Here is a 16,987-nt window from a genome sequence, read left to right as displayed (position 1 = left end):
TGGTAGGTCTAATTTGATAAGCGTACATCACACTCTATTAGTGTGGCACAGCGATATCTACCAGGTGAGTAGGCGGCAATAAATCAAGGCTTGCCTTCATGGTGCGCACCTCCTCCGCTGGTGGGCGGCCAAAGAAGCGCTTGAATTCACGACTAAACTGGGAGGGGCTTTCATAGCCCACTCGGCTAGCGGCCGCGGCAGCCGTCAACCCATCACGTATCATTAACAGCCTAGCATGGTGCAAGCGGGTGGATTTAATGTACTGGATAGGTGAGGTCTGGGTGACCGCCTTGAAGTGTACGTGAAAGGCTGGCGCACTCATGCCAGCTTCATTCGCCAGGCTTGCTACTTCCAGCGCATCGGCATAGTTAGCATGAATACGGTTGAGCGCCTTAGCAATTTTACCAAATTGCCCATAATGGGAGAGCGCTGTTCGAACACTACCGCCCTGCTCTCCCGTCAATACCCGATAGCAGATCTCCCTGACAATAAGAGGGGCAAGAATATGCGCATCCGTTGGTGAGGTAAGCGCATTCAATAAACGTAATGTCGCATCTGCCAGCGGCTCTTCCAGCGGGCTTGAAAGCATGCCGCGCGGCGCCTCAAACCCATACTCGCCTGACGCCTCCAACATCGTCACCAATTCGGCGATTACTACCGCATCCAGGCGGATAGCAATACCCAGCATTGGCTCGTCAGGGCTGGCTTCTGTTTCCGAAGTAAACGGCAAGGGTACTGATAGCACCAAATAGCGCTGCGCATCGTAGATATACACCTCATCTCCCAAATAGCCACGCTTTCGGCCTTGGCAGATGATGACGATACTCGGCTCGTAGAGCACAGAGGTGTTTTTAAGCGGGCGGTTAGAACGCATAAAGCGTACGCCGTCCAGTAACGACTGGGTATATCCCTCGTGTGGTGCGAGTTGGTATAAGCATTCGACGATATTGCTGTAAACCACAGAATCGCTCTTCAGTGTCATGTTAACCACCTTGGTCATGCGTGCCGCACCTGAATCAACCCTAAGAGCCAATAACACCATAAGAGCAATATACATGCTGTGTTGCTTGTCTCGCCGCCCACCTTTAACAAACAAATAGGATTAGGCAAGCATGCAATAGGATTGCCTATACAGATGCCTGCCGCAGCAGCTTAATCTTCTCCGGGTACCCACTACCCTGAGGATTATCCAATGACTGCTTTATCAACCTCGTCTTCCAAAGTCGTTTTATTGACCGGTGCCAGCAGCGGCATCGGTGAAGCCACTGCTCGCTGGCTTGCAGGTCAAGGGCACCGTTTGATTATTGGCGCACGCCGAACTGACCGATTGGAAGCATTGACCCAATCACTTCGCGAAGAAGGAGGCGTAGTGGATTTTCAAGCGCTGGATGTCACCGACCTTCAGGACATGCAGTCGTTTGCAGATTTCGCGATCAATACCCACGGCCGCATAGATGTGATCGTCAACAACGCAGGCGTTATGCCGCTATCACCGTTAGCAGCACTTAAGGTAGATGAGTGGAATCGTATGATTGATGTCAACATTCGCGGTGTACTCAATGGTATCGCCGCTGTTCTGCCTACTATGGAGGCCCAGGAAAGTGGCCAGGTGATCAACATCTCCTCCATCGGTGGCCTCACTGTTATGCCCACCGCAGCAGTCTACTGCGCCACTAAATATGCGGTGCGCGCTATTTCCGATGGGCTACGTCAGGAAACCGACAAGATCCGCGTGACCTGTGTCTACCCCGGGGTAGTGGAATCAGAGCTGGCCAATACCATCACCGACGCTGAAACCGCAAAGGCAATCGACCTTTTCCGCCAAATTGCTCTCAAGCCCGAAGCGATCGCCTCCGCCATTGCGCATGCCATCAACCAGCCCGATGACGTAGATACCAGCGATATCGTCGTACGGCCTACAGCGAGTCACTAACTGCGCGTCAGGTGCTGTCCGAGCTTTTGGCCAAACGTAAACATTAGCACGAGCGATATTCATGTAAGAAAACAAGCTTCCCATTTACTGGAAACGTGCCCTGATGGTCGCTGGCATTATCACTACTTTCCAGCGACCACCTCTAATAGAGGCTCTCACTGCGCCCCATAGGCAAGACAATCCAGAAAGGCTTTGACACGCGCTACAATTCATGACAATGTAGCGCCAGTTGGTTAGCAAGCAAGCATGGTTTCAGAAGTGTACGAAAAAGATTTAGAAATGTACGAGATAGACGTGTACAAAATCTTTCGGCAAGACTGTAATTGTATTCCTTGTTTTATCCGCTATTAATCTGGGTGATACCAGGAACTTTACAAAGCGCTTTGCGCGAAAGGATTTTTACTATGTCTACTGGCACAGTTAAGTGGTTCAACGATACTAAAGGCTTCGGTTTTATTGCTCCTTCTGACGGCGGCGATGACCTGTTTGCCCATTTCTCTGAAATTCAAGCAGACGGCTTCAAAACCCTGCAAGAAGGCGCTAACGTTTCTTTTGACGTTACCCAGGGTAAGAAAGGCCTCCAAGCTTCAAACATCAAGCAAATTTCCTAAGCCCTAGCGCTTAAGAATTTGCTCGAACCTTCTAAGGTTCGGATAACAAGGCCCGCTTATGCGGGCCTTGTTGCGTTTGGGCATATTAAAACTGCGCGTTTAGAGCAGACTAAAGGGAAGCTGCGTTTGCACTACCCTTCTATATTCGCATGTACATCACTATTCGCACATCCACCGTCACCACCAGCACCTCAAGTGCCGCTGCGCGATCACGCCCCTCAGGGCTGGTTCGGTAAAGATGCGGCGTCATCGCCAACAGATCGGCAATTTCCTCACTTCCATTTAGTGCAATTGAGTAGCTTACCCTCTCGCTGCCATGGTGAATAAAGCCATCGGGCACTACCGTCTCACTCGCACGTTCAGCTTTTAACGTGGGGTAGATAATCTCCCGCAGCTCCCTCAAGTGATTAGGCCCCGCTTCAACCTGCAGTAGTACGCCACCGGTTTTCAACACACGAGCAAACTCGCTTACCACTGGAAAGCCAAACATACACAGCACGCTATCCAACGTTCCCGTCTGCACCGGCAAGTGTGCATTACTCCCCACGACCCAGCTGCTTAGCGGTGCCTGCTTAGCATCCTGTTTTGCTGCGGCCAATACCGCCCATTTAGAGATATCCAGCCCCATCAGTGAAAGTGGCTGCGCGTTAGTCGCCGCGTCAGCTAATTGGCGAAGGTAATAACCTTCACCGCAGCCCGCATCCAGGCAGCTAAAAGGCAGTCTGTCTGCCTTTTGAACCTCGGCATGGCCCAACACAGCATGACTGACTGCCTCCGCAATGGGTTGATAGTACCCCGCGTTAAGAAAACGCTGGCGAGCAGCTACCATCGCCTTGCTATCACCCGGATCGTGGGAACGCTTTTGCTGCACAGGTAGTAAATTAACGTAGCCCTGCTTAGCAATATCAAAGCTGTGACCATCAGAGCATCGCCAAACACTATCCGACCAACTGAGTGGTTTTCCGTCTAGCGGGCACGCCAGTGCTTGAAAAGGGGTGATGCTCATATCGGTGTCTTCGCAAAGGTAGATGGGTGCATGCGTTTAGCGAGTCACCAGAATGATGCCAACTAAAATAACGCCACCGCCGATTATAAAATTAATACTCAGCGGCTCATTGAGCAGCAGTGTACCAAACAGAATACCGAAAAGCGGCGCCAAGAAAGAAAACACGCCTAACTGCGAAGCGCGGTAGCGGCGCAGCAAGGTAAACCATAACAGCAGCGCAGCAAACGAAATGATCAGCGTCTGAAAACCAAGGCTGGCTAACGCCATTGGGGTAAACTGCGCGCTCATTAGCTGCCCGGATATAGCCGCCACCGGCAGGAGCAACAACGCCGTCACGCTCAGTTGATAGCTCAGAGTGAGCTCTGCTGGCGCCTCAGAAAGCGAAGTCTTGCGGATCACGACGGTCGTGGCCGCCCATGAGAGGCCAGCGAGCAAGCCCAGCGTATCCCCAATAAGAATCTCGATGCTGTAAGCACCGCTTGGCGCCATGGCAATCACCATTCCCAGAAATGCCAAGCCAACGCCCCACCACTGGCGAATGGAGAGTTGCTCGCCAGGTACCCAAAGATGCAAACCCAGGGCAGCGAAGATGGGCGCAGTATACAGAAAGACCGACATGTGGGACGCCAAGGTATAGGTTAATCCCCAGGCGATAAAAGCGAACTCAGCCGCAAACCCCAGGCCCACCAGCAACCCAGGGCCCCAATGATGACCCACATCCGCCCAGCGAATACCGCGCCAAGAAGCCAGCCCGCCGACCAGACACACCGCCAAAGCTGAGCGCAGGGCCATCTGCACCACGGGTGAGATATCCTCAGCCACACCCTTGATCGCCACCTGCTGAAAACCCAACACTAGGCAAAATAGCAGCATCAACGATGCTGCCGCTGCGTCCACTGACTTTCGCTGCGATCGACCAACCATGCAGACAGTGTGGTTGGTGGAGGCTATTCTTTGATTACTCATTGCGGGCTCCTATAACATATAGGTGCCCATTGCAGCAGTAAGCGTCATTGCATACAAACGATTACTTATCGGCCCTAGGCTTAGGAAAACTCACGCTATGAGAATAGAAAGGCTACCGCTGAATGCATTGCGCGCGTTTGCCGAGGCCGTGCGAGAAAATAGCTTCAAAGCCGCCGCTTATCGCCTCGGGGTGACGCCTGGCGCCGTTAGCCGACAGGTCAAACAGTTGGAAGGCCACTTAGGCGTGGTGCTGTTTGAGCGTCATGCCAATGGGGTATGCGTTACCGAAGCAGGCCGGGTACTGGCTGAAGATGTGCAGGCAGGCCTTTTGCGCATCGCAAGCGGCATACAGAACGTCACCGAGCGCTCAGAAGAGGCTTTTCGATTGTTACTGAGTGCACCGCCCTCCTTTCTACAACTCTGGCTACTCCCCCGCTTACCCCGCTTTGAAGCTAATGAACGGCAAATAGAAATCTCTCTGGATGCCGAGGCGCGCTTAACGCCACCGCTGTGGTTGCCCAACAGGGCACGCTTATCATTGCGCTATGGCCAGGGCCCTTGGCCCGGTGTCACCAGCCTACGCCTGTTTGAAGACACGTTATTTCCGGTTTGTTCGCCCTCTCTATTAGCGCAGGCAAACATGCAAACCCCCGACGATTTGCTGGCACAGACACTGCTCACCGTGGATTGGTGCAGCCACGCAGGCCACCCCATTCCAAGCTGGAGCGATTGGTTTAAAAGCGCTGGGGTAGCGCTAACCAAGATGCCCAACCAGCGGCAATACTCGCTTTACAGCTTGGCTCTCGATCAGGCCATTGCCGGGCAAGGCGTGGTACTCGCCAGCTACCCATTGGTGGCTGACCGGCTAGCGAGCGGTGTTTTGGTACGCCCCTTCGCGGAACACTATCCACTCGTTTCTCCGTTCGCCTACGAACTGATTCTACCTAGTAATGGAGAAGCGCCACCGGCGGTAGCTCGATTCACGGAGTGGCTTGAGCACGAAGCTGCCAGCTTTCGTGATACATCACTATAGCGGTGGCAGTCTCAACCTTTATTTCATCTACCTTCTTACTTAACCCTCACGCTTATAGCCTTGGAACAGCCCATACTGCCACTGCCGTACCGCCAGCACCGAGGTCGTGCCAAACCGCTGATGAATGGGTAGCCCACTCTCTCGTTCGCATAGCGCATGAAACTCTTTCGCCAAGCGTTGCATGGTCTGCTGCCATTCAGCATTTCCCGCAGGGGATAATAGTCCGTTAAGGACAATGAGTTTTTCGCTGTCACTATCAAAACGGGAACGGAAAAACTCGTTGGCGATATGCTGTTGAAAGAAACGCTGTATCGGCCCATCCGCCCGCCAGCGGAAATTAGCAGCGACCCGCCGTCGGATCCGGTTATCGGGAAGTAGCTCTACAAGCTTAAGCCGCTCAAGCTTCAGTAACTGCCGGATACATTCTGCTTCACTGAGCTGGTACTGGTGATGAATTTCGTCGAAGCTATAGCCATTGATGACGCAGACAGCCACCAGAAACAGCTCACGGTCATCCACAATACTCTGCTCTTGGCCATGGGTTAGCTCCTGCAAACGCTGCTCGTCCGCTTGCATGGTCTGCACCAGTTCAGCGAATTCGATATTTAGCTGGTCGCAGATGCACTCTAACCGCGATAGCGTAAAGTGCTTCTCTGCGAACAGGCGCTTCACGGAGGCCTCGCTCAGTGCCAACCACTGAGCAACATCGGCATAGGTTTTACCCTGAGCGCGGAGCTGGCGCTTTAGCGTTTCAATCAGCGAATCGGCTTGGGACATTGAAATCTCATCAGTGAAATGAAAGAACAGACAACATAAAAGTAGCAAATAACGATACCGACCAGCACCCATAACACAACTTTGTGCAAATGAGTTGCAACCAGTAAGCCTCACAGAGAAAGTGCTACGACTTCCAGGGATTAAGAAGGCTAAACAACGATGCACCGACTACTGCACTTGAAGGGCGCTTTGCCCTATTTGATCGCTATTTTTCTCAATGCCTTTGTGGATCTAGGCCACAAGATCGTCATTCAGAACACGATCTTCAAAAGTTACGATGGCGAAGCACAGGTCGTACTCACCGCACTGGTCAACGGACTTATCCTGCTGCCGTTTATTTTACTGTTCAGCCCGGCGGGCCATGTGGCTGACAGCTATCCCAAGGTACGTGTTCTGCGCACATCGGCCTGGGCCGCCGTCGTGGTCTCACTGGGCATCACCGCCGCTTACTACCAGGGCTGGTTCTGGTTGGCATTTTCCATGACGCTGCTGCTGGCGATTCAATCGGCCTTTTACTCACCGGCCAAATACGGCCTGGTAAAAGGGCTATTCGGCAAGCCGCGTTTGGCGGAAGCCAACGGGCTGATCCAGGCCGTTACGATTGGCGCCATTCTAGCGGGCACCGTGGCGTTTACCGCACTGTTTGAAACCTGGATTACCCCTGATGATCAAACCCCAGCACAGCTGTTGCGCCAAATAGCCCCTCTGGGCTGGCTGCTGGTGCTCAATAGCGCCATCCAGGTGGTGGCGCTTTACCGCCTTCCGCTTGATAACACCACTCGGTCAGATATACCGCTGACCTGGCAGCGCTACATCAAGGGTGCTGCCTTGAAAGACAACCTGAGGATTATCGCTCGCCAGCCTGTCATCAGGCTCTCCATTATCGGCCTTGCCACCTTTTGGTCAGTGGGCCAAGTGCTGCTGGCGGCCTTTCCTGCTTATGCCAAAGATGCCCTGAGTATCGATAACACCTTAGTGCTTCAGGGAATTCTCGCCGCTAGCGGCATCGGAATTGCGCTTGGCTCGCTATTCGCCAGCAAACTTTCCCACAACCGTATTGAAACCGGCTTGATCCCCGTAGGCGCTATTGGGGTGGCCGTGGGTTTATGGTGCTTGCCGCTGTTGACCACACCCGTTGGCCAAGCGCTGAACTTTGTGTTCATCGGCATCATGGGTGGGCTGTTCATCGTGCCGCTCAATGCGCTGATTCAGTTTCACGCCGCCGACAACGAGCTAGGCACCGTACTGGCCGCCAACAACTGGATTCAAAACATCGCCATGCTGGGCTTTTTGGTGCTCACAGCGCTGTTCGCGTTGGCGGGAGTGAATAGCCACTACCTGCTGCTACTTATCGCTACCGTGGCCATGGTGGGCGGTGGTTACACCATTGTTAAGCTACCCCAAAGCTTGGTGCGCTTTCTGTTGAGCTTCCTGCTGACACGCCGCTATCGCGTAGACGTCCATGGCTTACAGAACCTGCCCGCCCAGGGCGGCGTGCTGCTATTGGGCAACCATATCAGTTGGGTGGATTGGGCCATGGTACAAATCGCCAGCCCCCGCCCAGTGCGCTTTGTCATGCTCAGATCGGTTTACCAGCGTTGGTACCTGCGCTGGTTCTTCAAAGCCTTGGGGTGTATTCCCATCGAGCGCGGCAGCGGTGCCGAAAAGGCCCTAGCCGGTGTTGCTGAACAGCTCAACGCAGGCGAAGTGGTGTGCCTGTTTCCTGAAGGGGCGATCAGCCGCACTGGTCAACTGGGCGAATTCCGCCGCGGTTACGAGCGTGCCTGTGACATGGCAAATCCAGACGTCAAAATTGTGCCCTTCTACCTGCGAGGCCTGTGGGGCAGCCAGTTCTCCCGCTCATCCAGCAAGCTTAAAGAATTGCGCAATTCGCCATTCCACCGCTCGGTAGTGGTCGCTTTTGGCAAGCCGCTGCCCAAAGACACCTCTGCCGATGTGCTTAAACGGCGTATTTTTGAGCAGGCTACCCGCTCTTGGCAGCGGGCCATGGGCGAGCTCCCGAGCCTGCCTAACGCCTGGATTCAAAGCGTTAAGCGCCGTCCTAGCGACCTTGCCTTAGCTGATACCCTGGGCCGCCCACTCAACGCAAGCCAAGCGCTCACCGCCAGCCTGCTGATGGCAAAACGACTTCGCAAGCTCAACCCAGGGCAGAACGTAGGCCTACTGCTACCAACTAGCAGCGCCGGGGTTATCACTAATATGGCCACGCTGCTGGCGGGTAAAACGGTAGTGAACCTTAATTACACCGCCGACCACGAGGCGCTGACCTCTGCCCTTTCCCAGGCGGAAATCGCTACCGTATTCACCTCACAGCGCTTTGTGAAGAAGCTTGAGCAACGCGGGCTCGACGTTAGCCAATTGCTTCGCGAGAAACAGGTGGTCTTTTTAGAAGACCTGCAGGCCACGATTGGCCGTGGCGAACGCTTGAGTACCTGGCTGGCGGTGAGAATACTGCCGACTTGGCTGCTACAGCGCTGCTTCTGCCACGGCCACGATGCCGACGCCACCGCCGCCATCCTGTTCTCCAGCGGAAGTGAAGGCGAACCCAAGGGCGTGATGTTGAGCCACCGCAACCTGATGGCCAATATCAAGCAGACCTCTGACGTGCTCAACACCCAGAGCAACGACGTGGTAATGGGCTCACTGCCGCTGTTCCACGCCTTTGGCCTTACGGTCACCCAGCTGCTACCGCTGATTGAAGGGCTGCCGTTGGTGTGCCACGCCGACCCCACCGATGCCCCCGGCATTGCGGGCGCTATTGCCAAGCACAAAGCCACTATCATGTTCGGCACCTCCAGCTTTTTAAGACTGTTTATACGCAGCTCAAAGGTGCATCCGTTAATGCTGGAGAGCTTGAGGGTGGTGGTTGCCGGAGCCGAGAAGCTCGACGAAAACGTGCGTAGCAGCTTTGCGCTGAAATTCCACAAGCCTATTTATGAAGGCTACGGTGCCACGGAAATCGCCCCAGTCGCCTCAGTGAATCTTCCCGACGCCATGGGCGTTCACTATCAACAGGTGCAGCGGGGCAGCAAAGCAGGCACCGTCGGTATGCCTTTGCCCGGCACCAGCTTCAAAATCGTCAACCCTGATAGCTTTGAAGAGCTACCGACCGGCGAGGCTGGCATGATATTGATTAGCGGCCCGCAAATAATGCAGGGCTATCTCAATGACCCCAACCGCACGACCAAGGCGCTTCATGTGATCGATGGCTACCGCTGGTACATAACGGGGGATAAAGGCTTTATCGATGAAGACGGCTTCTTAACCCTGATTGACCGCTACGCCCGCTTTGCCAAAATAGGCGGTGAAATGATCAGTCTCAGCGCCGTTGAGGCGGCAGTTAAAGCAGCTCTGGAGGATACAGACACATCGCTGATGGCGGTGAATATTCCCGATAGCCGCAAGGGCGAGCGCATTGTGCTGCTTTCAGAAACAGCGTTAGACGCCAAAACCGTCAAGGCCACTATGCTCGCTAACGGTACGTCACCCATGATGATCCCCAGCCATTGGTTTACGGTAGAGACCATCCCTCACCTTGGCTCTGGAAAAGCGGACTTTGCAGGGGCGAAACGTTTGGCCCAAGAACTGACAGAGGAAGATTTGAAGCATTAAAAGCTGATGTTGGAATGAGATACTGTACAGCAAAGCCCAAACTCAATATGCGCTGTGCAGTATCTAGCTCTTCTTAATAAATCAGTTCTAAAATCAGCAGGCCGCTTAGCTTAGCCATTTCTCAATCAGCAGCATGACTTCATACCTGATATTACATCTTCAGCGCCACTTGACCTCAAGTTAACTTTAGGTTTTAGGCTACCTTAGTCGGAAAAAAACCACTGGAGCTCTTATGCGCTTATTCAGAGTCGTTAGTAAAACTATTTGGGATCAAACTCAGCAACTTGGCTATGTACCCCGCTGCGGAAACGATCATAAGCTCGACTGCGTTCATTTGAATGTTGAAGAAGCTGTTCTTTTTATCGCCAACAAATACTTCGTCTATGCAGAAGCACCGTTGGTGTTAGAGATTGATGATGCGCTATTTAACGACCGTATTGAGTGGCTGCCACCCAGTGATGAGCAGCCCTGGCTGCAGCCGAGAGCGCATATCGACAACCTGCCCCAAGCAGCCATCATCACCGCCACACCTATTAGCTACCGAGAGGGGCTTTTTGGTGGGGAGAAAATCTCTAGAAGATCATGCGGAATATAAGGGCAATCAAAAGCAGATATCCACTTACCAATACAATCCCCCTTTCGCACCAAAAAGGAGATCCCCCCTAGAAACGCGCACTAAGTTGCACGTTTTTATCGGTGCGTGTTTCCTTAAAATCATGTATAAACTTTTACTTATATAATAAAAACAAAGGGTTAATTTAATTTGGCACATCACCTGCATACGTTCAGATATTACGTATATTGGCCGGATAATTAGAGCCCTGAAGATTAACTCAACGCAGCGCCTGCTGCAGTAGGACGACATCACGTTACTGAAAGGACTCTACTTGCCTGCCTATGACTTCATAGTGAGGTAGCAATGTCATTCAATCCAGAAGGTGTAACGCGTCGATCTTTTTTAGGCATGGTGGGCGCGGTGGCGGGAGCTGCGGCCATGTATTCCGCAATGAGCACAATGGGCTTTGCATCTCAGTCTAATTGGCGAGGGCGCTTAAACCTACAGGGAGCCCCTGACAATACCAATATATTAATCTTAGGGGCTGGCTTAGCCGGTATGACGGCAGCCTTTGAACTGCGCAACGCTGGTTATAATGTCAAAGTGCTGGAGTATCGCGATAAAGCAGGTGGCCGCTGCTGGACGTTACGCGGTGGAGATAGCTACACCGAGTTAGGCGGTTTTACCCAGCATATCGATTTTGCTGAAGGCAACTACTTAAATCCTGGCCCATGGCGAATCCCTTCGGATCACTTCGCCGTATTGGATTACTGCAAACGCTTTGGAGTGAAACTAGAACCCTTTATTCAGGTCAATTACAACGCTTACTTACACGACTCAGAAGCCTTTGATGCTCAGCCTCAACGCTTCAAGGAAGTGGCCACCGATTTCAGAGGTCACGTTGCAGAGCTACTTGCCAAAGTCGTTGATCAACAGGGGCTAGATGAGGCAGTTAGTGTTGAAGATGCAGAAAAGCTCGTTGCCGCACTTAAACGCTATGGCGCATTAAATGACAACTTAGATTATATAACGGGCAGCGAGTCCTCCACTTTCCGAGGTTGGAGTCACCCTGAAGGCGGCGGTGTTGATGGAAAGCCTGAGCCATCTCAGGTCAACTCACTCTCAGAAATACTAAACTCAACGTTATGGCGTAACCTTACCACTGGCGATAATTTGCACATGCAGTCCACCATTTTCCAGCCGGTGGGTGGAATGGACATGATTGCAAAAGGGTTTGAAGAACAGGTTGGCGAGCTGATTACCTACAACGCGAAAGTGACTCGCATACGCCACGAAGGCGACCAAGTAACCGCCTCTTGGATATCTGCCGATAGTGGTAGCAATGAGCAGACAGAAACGGCCGATTACTGTATCTGCACCATTCCGTTTTCCGTGCTTAGCCAGATTGACCATGACTTTTCACCTCGCATGAGCAAGATCATTGATTCAATGCCCTATGCATCAGCCTTCAAGGCTGGAATTGAGTTTAAGCGGCGCTTCTGGGAAGAGGACGAACATATCTATGGCGGCATTAGCTATACCAATCTTCCCATTACGTTAATTTCTTACCCACCCTACAACATGTTTAGCGATGGCCCAGGAGTCCTTTTAGCGGCTTACCCTTGGGGAGCCTACGCCTATCAATTTAACGCCCTCTCCCCCGAAGAACGTATCGACAAAGTGATGGAATACGGTTCGCAGATTCACCCTCAATATTACGATGAGTTCAAAACCGGCGCTTCAGTCGCATGGCATCGTGTTCCATGGACCTTAGGTTGCTATGGCCTGTGGCAAGACCGTGAAGCGGACTACCAGGATGCCACCGCAATAGATGGACGAACGCTAATGGCAGGTGAGCATATTTCGTATCTACCTGCGTGGATGGAAGGGGCCGTACTCTCCGCTCTGGATGCCGTCGAACGCCTACACACCACCATTACTGAGATTTAAGGAGTCTGTGATTATGAAAATGCTATTCACATCAATGGCAGCACTCTTTCTCTCAATGCCGGCCATCGCCCAGGAGACCTCCATTGATACCACCACTTGGTTCGATGACCCTTCTACGTTAACTCAAACCGACGGGGCTTCCATCTATGCGGGCGTTTGCGCCGGTTGTCACATGCCCAATGGGCAAGGCGCCAAAGGGGCAGGAGAATATCCAGCGCTTGCTAACAATCCCAGCTTAATGGCGACCGCTTACCCTATCAGCCTTGTTATTCACGGACATAAAGCCATGCCCCCGCTAGGCGGCTTACTGGATGACGAGCAAGTTGCTTCGGTGGTGAACTTTATCCGCACCAACTTTGGTAATAACTACACTGATAACGAAGCCAGTACAGAACTGGTAAAGAACATGCGCTAAGGCTTTTCGCTAAGCCTTAAGCAACGCAAAACGCGTTCTTACTCCCAAAAGGAAATATATGATGAGTTTTAAAAGCACGATTATTGGCCTAACACTTCTTTCTGCTTATGCGGGTTCGGCTCTTGCTGAAGACATTATTCGCCACCCCATTCCCAATTCAGATTTCCCTATACTGCAGGCGGTTGAAATCCCTTCCGATAGTACAACGGTTTATCTCAGTGGCACTGTTCCTAGCATCATTAATGAAGATGCTGATCCAAATAGTATGGAGGCGTTTGGAACAACCGAAGAACAAACGGTCACGGTTATGAACCGCATTAAGTCGAACCTGGAAGGTCTCGGTTTAGGTGTCGGCGATATCGTCAAAATGCAGGCGTTTCTTGTAGCCCCTGAGGGTGAGACCGTCGATTTCAAAGGCTTCATGGCGGGATATACACAATTCTTTGGCACCGAAGAACAGCCTAACCTCCCTGTGCGCTCCGCCATGGTCGTCGATGCGCTGGTCAACCCCGGCTGGCTGGTAGAGATCGAAGTTACCGCCGTTAGGCCATAATTTAAACAGCAGGACAGCAAAACAGCCGACTACATTAATGTAGTTGGCTGTTTTGTGATGGCACCGCTAGCGGCTATGAGGCTGTTCGCGCTTCTATTTTTAAGGTTTTATCAAATGCTTTGAGAAAAAATCTAGCAGTAGTTGGCAGTGTGCATTCTGCCCAGAGCTACTGGGTATATGATCTTCACCTTCGTAGTAGTGAACTTCTGGGGAGCGGCCATGCTCGCGCAGGCGTTTTTCCAGACGCTTGGTCATTTCCACCGACCACATTCGGTCTTTGGTACCATGGGAAAGTAGTAGCGGCCCAGGGTAGCGTTCGATTTCGATCGGCGTGGTCGGTAGCAAGCTTTCGTGACTGTCACGCCATGTCCAGGCGCGCTTGCTGACGTCCCAGGCTTGCCAACCTGGATCCCCTCCATCGCGAAAATTACGTGCATCAAAGGCTCCGCACACAACATCTGGCGGGCTATGCGCAGCGATGGCATCAGGTGCGCCCTTGATCTTATCTCTTGCCATTAGGGAAGCGAGCAATAACGCATGCTCGGCACCGCGTGAAATACCATAAAGCCCTACCCGCTTATCAGCGAACTGGAATTCTCGTAGGGCTTTAAATGCCTCCACGCTGCGATCCAGTGGGTAATCGATAATATGCCCCGCATTCCATGCATTACCGCCGCTTGAGTAGCCATAAGGGAACGCCAAGAAGCCATGAGCGGCGAATAGCATCGCATCACGATGGCTCCACCCTGACCACGCGCCTTCAGAACCATGCAACAACATGGCGGCTGGAAAAGAGCCATCGCCCGGCGGGCCATAAGTAACGCCCCAGCCGGGTAGCAAACGCTGCACGATATTTAAAGGCATTTAGACAACCATTCCTTCCTTGTTTTCTGATTCATCCAAACTAACTTTTTGTCAAACCCTGCTCGGAAAGCCGTTCACTAAGCAGGGAAAGGCAACACGCCTTGGTGAAGAAAATCATCCAGGTGGTAGGTATAAACGCCTGATGCGTCTTTGCGTTTAAATGACACTTGAGCGGCACTTGTAACGCAAAGCCAAGGGCGCATATCGGCTGGCTCATGCTGGGCAAGCGCATCAGGGGTAAACAAGCCCACGCACGCACCACCCTGAATATCTCTTGCGGAGGCATACTCAAACGCCTCAACGCCTGCCCCACGCATTGCGCTACCCAATTGCTGACACGGGGCGTAATCAACTGGATGTTTCAGTACCGCAAGGTGGTCGACAAAGAAGCCTGCGTATAGCCTCACTCCCCGTTTAGCGGCATAGTCTACAGAAAAGAGTGTGTGCTCTGAGCGCAGCGAGGCGGTAACGGGATCACCTTCCATGGAGTACCAGAAAACCAGTCGGTAGTAGGCAGATTCAGCGAGAGTGGTAGCAATGCCCTTACCACCGTAGAAAATGCTTGGCTCAAACACACGGCCAAAACGTGACCCCCATTTGAGAGGGGGATACCGAAAAGGGGTTTTTAGAAGATAGTGCAGGTCTCGCTCCTGTTCAGGGTAAGGCGGTTTAGCAGTTTCAAGCAGTGCTTCAAGCATCTCCTGCTCTTCTAACGTGTCGACATAGCTAAGCGTTGCGACTTGCTCCTGACTTTCCACCAGTCGATAAAGGGTTCCGGAAATAGGTTTAATATTTCGCGCGCCGCCACAGGCTTCCCACACACTCACACTTTACCCCGCATACCATCCACGAATCTCAGTACCGCAAACAGCCCCTCCAAACGTGTTACCTGCTCGGCCGGGATGCCACCAGTAACACGATTGGATGTTCGCATAAAATGCTGAATCCATGTTTGGTCGCCTCCGGTAAGAGCGAATAATGCTCGAGCCAAGCGGATAAGCAGCAGAGCTAGTTCACCCTGCTTAGAGTTCGGGTCAAGCTTCAGGCTTTTTTTAAGTTGGGTAATAGTCGTGCGGTGTACGCCTAGCACCTCTGCCAAATCAGACTGCGATAAACCCAATTGCTCAGCAGCACGCAAAACTGCTTTAGCTAGCACCATTTCCGGGGTGGGCTTTGTTTGAGTAAGAGCTGGCATGGCGCACCTCAGAGAGATGGATTTTCATCAATGATAGCAAAAAAGTTCTTTATTCACACACTGAGCACAATTTTCCTATTTATCTAGGTGGCCAGGCGAATGGTTTCATTTAGTGCCGTGCCCCATCACCGTATAAAGTTTAACTAGCATAGTAGCTAAAAATGACGCTTCCATCGCATTAGAATATTATGGATCATTAGACTTTAGCCGACACCCAGGATATTACTATGCACCAGCCAATCGCTGTTTTCGACGCTGGCATTGGTAGCTATGCCATTGTTGCCGAGATACATAAGCGCCTTCCCAAACAGGATATTGTTTATTTCGCTGATCGGGCGAGCTTTCCTTATGGGAGCAAAGGGCGTGAAGAGCTACTCGCTGTCATGCATCGCACACTGCGTTTTCTTGAGGGCTATGCACCCTCTGCCATCGTCATCGCATCGAACGCACCGTCTATCATGGTGCTGGATGATGTTCGCCAAAGCACCTTGGTGCCATTGTTCGGCGTCTACCCGCCCATCGAAGAAGCACTCGCTATGTCGGCGAGCGGCAAGATCGGCATCATGGGGGTGCATTCACTCATCGAAAGCTCGCCGCTCAAACAGTTCATAGCTCGCCATGCACCCCACCCGGAGAATGTCAGCCTGATCAATGCTTCGTCCATGGTGGAGCTTGTCGAGAATGGCGCCTTTCTATTCGACCCAAAAGCGACGCAGAAAGCGGTCACTGCTTTTATCGACGGCGTCTTCCGGCAGCACCCCGATATCGACACGCTGACACTTTCCAGCACGCATTTACCATGGCTTCGCTCCTTCTTCGAAGCGGCGAGACCCAGTTGCCGATTCCTCGACCCCGCCGAATCTATTGTCGCTGGATTAGGCGATGGCACGCCGGGCACAGGCCAAATTCAAGGTCTGGTGACAGAAAGCGAGGCCTATGATGTTGAGACATTCCGACGTATGTTGCAGCAGTTCGGCATCGATATACCGCTAGAGGTAGTCTAAGCGCCATAAGGCTTTATCAGGTCAAAACGCGTAGTTTTTCCCTGGGTTCTTTAAACGAGTCGGTAGCGATGCCAAACCGTTCCGAAAGCTCGCAGATTTGGCGCCAGTTCAGCTTGCGGCGCCCACTGAGAACTTCAGACACCACTGATTGAGCGCCAACTTCAGGTAGCTCGCTCTGCGCTATCCCATGCTCTTGCATAAGGTAGCGAAGTACCTCACTTCCAGACACCTCAGGCATCGGGCGATGTGCTTCATCATAGGACTCAATGATATCACCCAAGCGATTCGCCAGGCCGACAAGTGGGTGTGTCTCATCGTCACCGACAAGATCAAGAATTTCATCAAGCGCCTCGACCCGGGCATCGTATTCAGCTTCGGAATGTGGATCGCTAAGAAGAGGGGCAAGATAAACCCAGTGTTCCGTCGCTTGCTCAACGAGTGCGTGCATAGTCACTCCTTTTTCCACTTACCCTTGTCATAACAAGACTACT

General features: G+C 52.4%; 17 protein-coding genes. 9 read left to right on the top strand and 8 right to left on the bottom strand.

Annotation, left to right across the window (positions count from 1 at the left end; genetic code table 11):
• Positions 1–37: 37 nt before the first annotated feature.
• Entirely contained in the window at positions 38–982 is a 945-nt protein-coding gene (locus tag YERSI8AC_RS04840; protein ID WP_138799709.1) for an AraC family transcriptional regulator, read from the bottom strand.
• Positions 983–1,192: 210 nt separating this feature from the next.
• Here YERSI8AC_RS04840 and YERSI8AC_RS04835 point away from each other — a divergent pair, with 210 nt between their 5' ends.
• Both YERSI8AC_RS04835 and YERSI8AC_RS04830 read left to right on the top strand, forming a co-directional pair.
• On the top strand, positions 1,193–1,933 hold the full coding sequence (locus tag YERSI8AC_RS04835; protein ID WP_159176219.1) for an SDR family oxidoreductase: 741 nt from the start codon (positions 1,193–1,195) through the stop codon (positions 1,931–1,933).
• 404 nt (positions 1,934–2,337) lie between these two features.
• Positions 2,338–2,544 carry a cold-shock protein gene (locus tag YERSI8AC_RS04830; RefSeq protein WP_007111402.1) on the top strand — a complete coding sequence of 69 codons (207 nt, stop codon included), beginning with the start codon at positions 2,338–2,340 and terminating at the stop codon, positions 2,542–2,544.
• Positions 2,545–2,683: 139 nt separating this feature from the next.
• Here the strand turns inward: YERSI8AC_RS04830 and YERSI8AC_RS04825 are convergent, their stop codons facing one another.
• Positions 2,684–3,550 carry a putative RNA methyltransferase gene (locus YERSI8AC_RS04825; RefSeq protein WP_141439823.1) on the bottom strand — a complete coding sequence of 289 codons (867 nt, stop codon included), beginning with the start codon at positions 3,548–3,550 and terminating at the stop codon, positions 2,684–2,686.
• A 36-nt stretch (positions 3,551–3,586) separates the two neighbouring features.
• A complete protein-coding gene (locus YERSI8AC_RS04820; protein WP_159176218.1) occupies positions 3,587–4,516 on the bottom strand; it encodes a DMT family transporter in 930 nt (309 codons plus the stop codon).
• A gap of 97 nt (positions 4,517–4,613) precedes the next feature.
• Between YERSI8AC_RS04820 and YERSI8AC_RS04815 the strand changes: the two genes are divergently transcribed.
• Positions 4,614–5,549 carry a LysR substrate-binding domain-containing protein gene (locus YERSI8AC_RS04815; protein WP_022523632.1) on the top strand — a complete coding sequence of 312 codons (936 nt, stop codon included), beginning with the start codon at positions 4,614–4,616 and terminating at the stop codon, positions 5,547–5,549.
• A gap of 39 nt (positions 5,550–5,588) precedes the next feature.
• On the opposite strand, the gene YERSI8AC_RS04810 is transcribed toward YERSI8AC_RS04815, so the two are convergent.
• Positions 5,589–6,326: a helix-turn-helix domain-containing protein gene (locus YERSI8AC_RS04810; RefSeq protein ID WP_022523633.1), complete on the bottom strand. Its 738-nt coding sequence runs from the start codon at positions 6,324–6,326 to the stop codon at positions 5,589–5,591.
• 159 nt (positions 6,327–6,485) lie between these two features.
• On the opposite strand from YERSI8AC_RS04810, the gene YERSI8AC_RS04805 reads away from it, so the two are divergent.
• The 5 genes from YERSI8AC_RS04805 to YERSI8AC_RS04785 all read left to right on the top strand — a co-directional run bounded on the left by YERSI8AC_RS04805 (position 6,486) and on the right by YERSI8AC_RS04785 (position 13,433).
• On the top strand, positions 6,486–9,959 hold the full coding sequence (locus YERSI8AC_RS04805) for an acyl-[ACP]--phospholipid O-acyltransferase (protein ID WP_159176217.1): 3,474 nt from the start codon (positions 6,486–6,488) through the stop codon (positions 9,957–9,959).
• A gap of 232 nt (positions 9,960–10,191) precedes the next feature.
• On the top strand, positions 10,192–10,554 hold the full coding sequence (locus tag YERSI8AC_RS04800) for a DUF952 domain-containing protein (protein ID WP_159176216.1): 363 nt from the start codon (positions 10,192–10,194) through the stop codon (positions 10,552–10,554).
• Between the two features lie 324 nt (positions 10,555–10,878).
• On the top strand, positions 10,879–12,465 hold the full coding sequence (locus YERSI8AC_RS04795; RefSeq protein ID WP_159176215.1) for a flavin monoamine oxidase family protein: 1,587 nt from the start codon (positions 10,879–10,881) through the stop codon (positions 12,463–12,465).
• A 13-nt stretch (positions 12,466–12,478) separates the two neighbouring features.
• Entirely contained in the window at positions 12,479–12,880 is a 402-nt protein-coding gene (locus YERSI8AC_RS04790; RefSeq protein WP_022519606.1) for a c-type cytochrome, read from the top strand.
• A gap of 61 nt (positions 12,881–12,941) precedes the next feature.
• Positions 12,942–13,433 (top strand): RidA family protein, encoded by a 492-nt coding sequence (locus YERSI8AC_RS04785; protein WP_035538940.1) that lies wholly within the window; start codon positions 12,942–12,944, stop codon positions 13,431–13,433.
• Positions 13,434–13,532: 99 nt separating this feature from the next.
• Here YERSI8AC_RS04785 and YERSI8AC_RS04780 read toward each other — a convergent pair whose 3' ends face one another.
• The 3 genes from YERSI8AC_RS04780 to YERSI8AC_RS04770 form a co-directional block, all read right to left on the bottom strand.
• Positions 13,533–14,297 carry an alpha/beta hydrolase family protein gene (locus YERSI8AC_RS04780; protein WP_159176214.1) on the bottom strand — a complete coding sequence of 255 codons (765 nt, stop codon included), beginning with the start codon at positions 14,295–14,297 and terminating at the stop codon, positions 13,533–13,535.
• A gap of 77 nt (positions 14,298–14,374) precedes the next feature.
• Entirely contained in the window at positions 14,375–15,124 is a 750-nt protein-coding gene (locus YERSI8AC_RS04775; RefSeq protein ID WP_022519609.1) for an RES family NAD+ phosphorylase, read from the bottom strand.
• Positions 15,121–15,492 (bottom strand): antitoxin Xre-like helix-turn-helix domain-containing protein, encoded by a 372-nt coding sequence (locus YERSI8AC_RS04770; protein ID WP_022519610.1) that lies wholly within the window; start codon positions 15,490–15,492, stop codon positions 15,121–15,123. The genes YERSI8AC_RS04775 and YERSI8AC_RS04770 overlap by 4 nt, the downstream gene beginning before the upstream one ends.
• Positions 15,493–15,719: 227 nt before the next feature.
• Between YERSI8AC_RS04770 and YERSI8AC_RS04765 the strand changes: the two genes are divergently transcribed.
• A complete protein-coding gene (locus tag YERSI8AC_RS04765; RefSeq protein ID WP_022519611.1) occupies positions 15,720–16,496 on the top strand; it encodes a glutamate racemase in 777 nt (258 codons plus the stop codon).
• 16 nt (positions 16,497–16,512) lie between these two features.
• On the opposite strand, the gene YERSI8AC_RS04760 is transcribed toward YERSI8AC_RS04765, so the two are convergent.
• Complete coding sequence (locus tag YERSI8AC_RS04760) at positions 16,513–16,944, bottom strand: helix-turn-helix domain-containing protein (RefSeq protein ID WP_022519612.1); 432 nt, start codon at positions 16,942–16,944, stop codon at positions 16,513–16,515.
• Positions 16,945–16,987: the final 43 nt, after the last annotated feature.

Origin of the sequence: Halomonas sp. 113 (genome assembly GCF_904067645.1) — a bacterium.
Lineage (GTDB): Bacteria > Pseudomonadota > Gammaproteobacteria > Pseudomonadales > Halomonadaceae > Vreelandella > Vreelandella titanicae.
This window is presented reverse-complemented; position numbering and strand designations above follow the sequence as displayed.

Coding starts and splice junctions, on each gene's coding strand:
- YERSI8AC_RS04840 (WP_138799709.1), bottom strand. CDS start 982: ATGACACTGAAGAGCGATTCTGTGGTTTACAGCAATATCGTCGAATGC.
- YERSI8AC_RS04835 (WP_159176219.1), top strand. CDS start 1,193: ATGACTGCTTTATCAACCTCGTCTTCCAAAGTCGTTTTATTGACCGGT.
- YERSI8AC_RS04830 (WP_007111402.1), top strand. CDS start 2,338: ATGTCTACTGGCACAGTTAAGTGGTTCAACGATACTAAAGGCTTCGGT.
- YERSI8AC_RS04825 (WP_141439823.1), bottom strand. CDS start 3,550: ATGAGCATCACCCCTTTTCAAGCACTGGCGTGCCCGCTAGACGGAAAA.
- YERSI8AC_RS04820 (WP_159176218.1), bottom strand. CDS start 4,516: ATGAGTAATCAAAGAATAGCCTCCACCAACCACACTGTCTGCATGGTT.
- YERSI8AC_RS04815 (WP_022523632.1), top strand. CDS start 4,614: ATGAGAATAGAAAGGCTACCGCTGAATGCATTGCGCGCGTTTGCCGAG.
- YERSI8AC_RS04810 (WP_022523633.1), bottom strand. CDS start 6,326: ATGTCCCAAGCCGATTCGCTGATTGAAACGCTAAAGCGCCAGCTCCGC.
- YERSI8AC_RS04805 (WP_159176217.1), top strand. CDS start 6,486: ATGCACCGACTACTGCACTTGAAGGGCGCTTTGCCCTATTTGATCGCT.
- YERSI8AC_RS04800 (WP_159176216.1), top strand. CDS start 10,192: ATGCGCTTATTCAGAGTCGTTAGTAAAACTATTTGGGATCAAACTCAG.
- YERSI8AC_RS04795 (WP_159176215.1), top strand. CDS start 10,879: ATGTCATTCAATCCAGAAGGTGTAACGCGTCGATCTTTTTTAGGCATG.
- YERSI8AC_RS04790 (WP_022519606.1), top strand. CDS start 12,479: ATGAAAATGCTATTCACATCAATGGCAGCACTCTTTCTCTCAATGCCG.
- YERSI8AC_RS04785 (WP_035538940.1), top strand. CDS start 12,942: ATGAGTTTTAAAAGCACGATTATTGGCCTAACACTTCTTTCTGCTTAT.
- YERSI8AC_RS04780 (WP_159176214.1), bottom strand. CDS start 14,297: ATGCCTTTAAATATCGTGCAGCGTTTGCTACCCGGCTGGGGCGTTACT.
- YERSI8AC_RS04770 (WP_022519610.1), bottom strand. CDS start 15,492: ATGCCAGCTCTTACTCAAACAAAGCCCACCCCGGAAATGGTGCTAGCT.
- YERSI8AC_RS04765 (WP_022519611.1), top strand. CDS start 15,720: ATGCACCAGCCAATCGCTGTTTTCGACGCTGGCATTGGTAGCTATGCC.
- YERSI8AC_RS04760 (WP_022519612.1), bottom strand. CDS start 16,944: ATGCACGCACTCGTTGAGCAAGCGACGGAACACTGGGTTTATCTTGCC.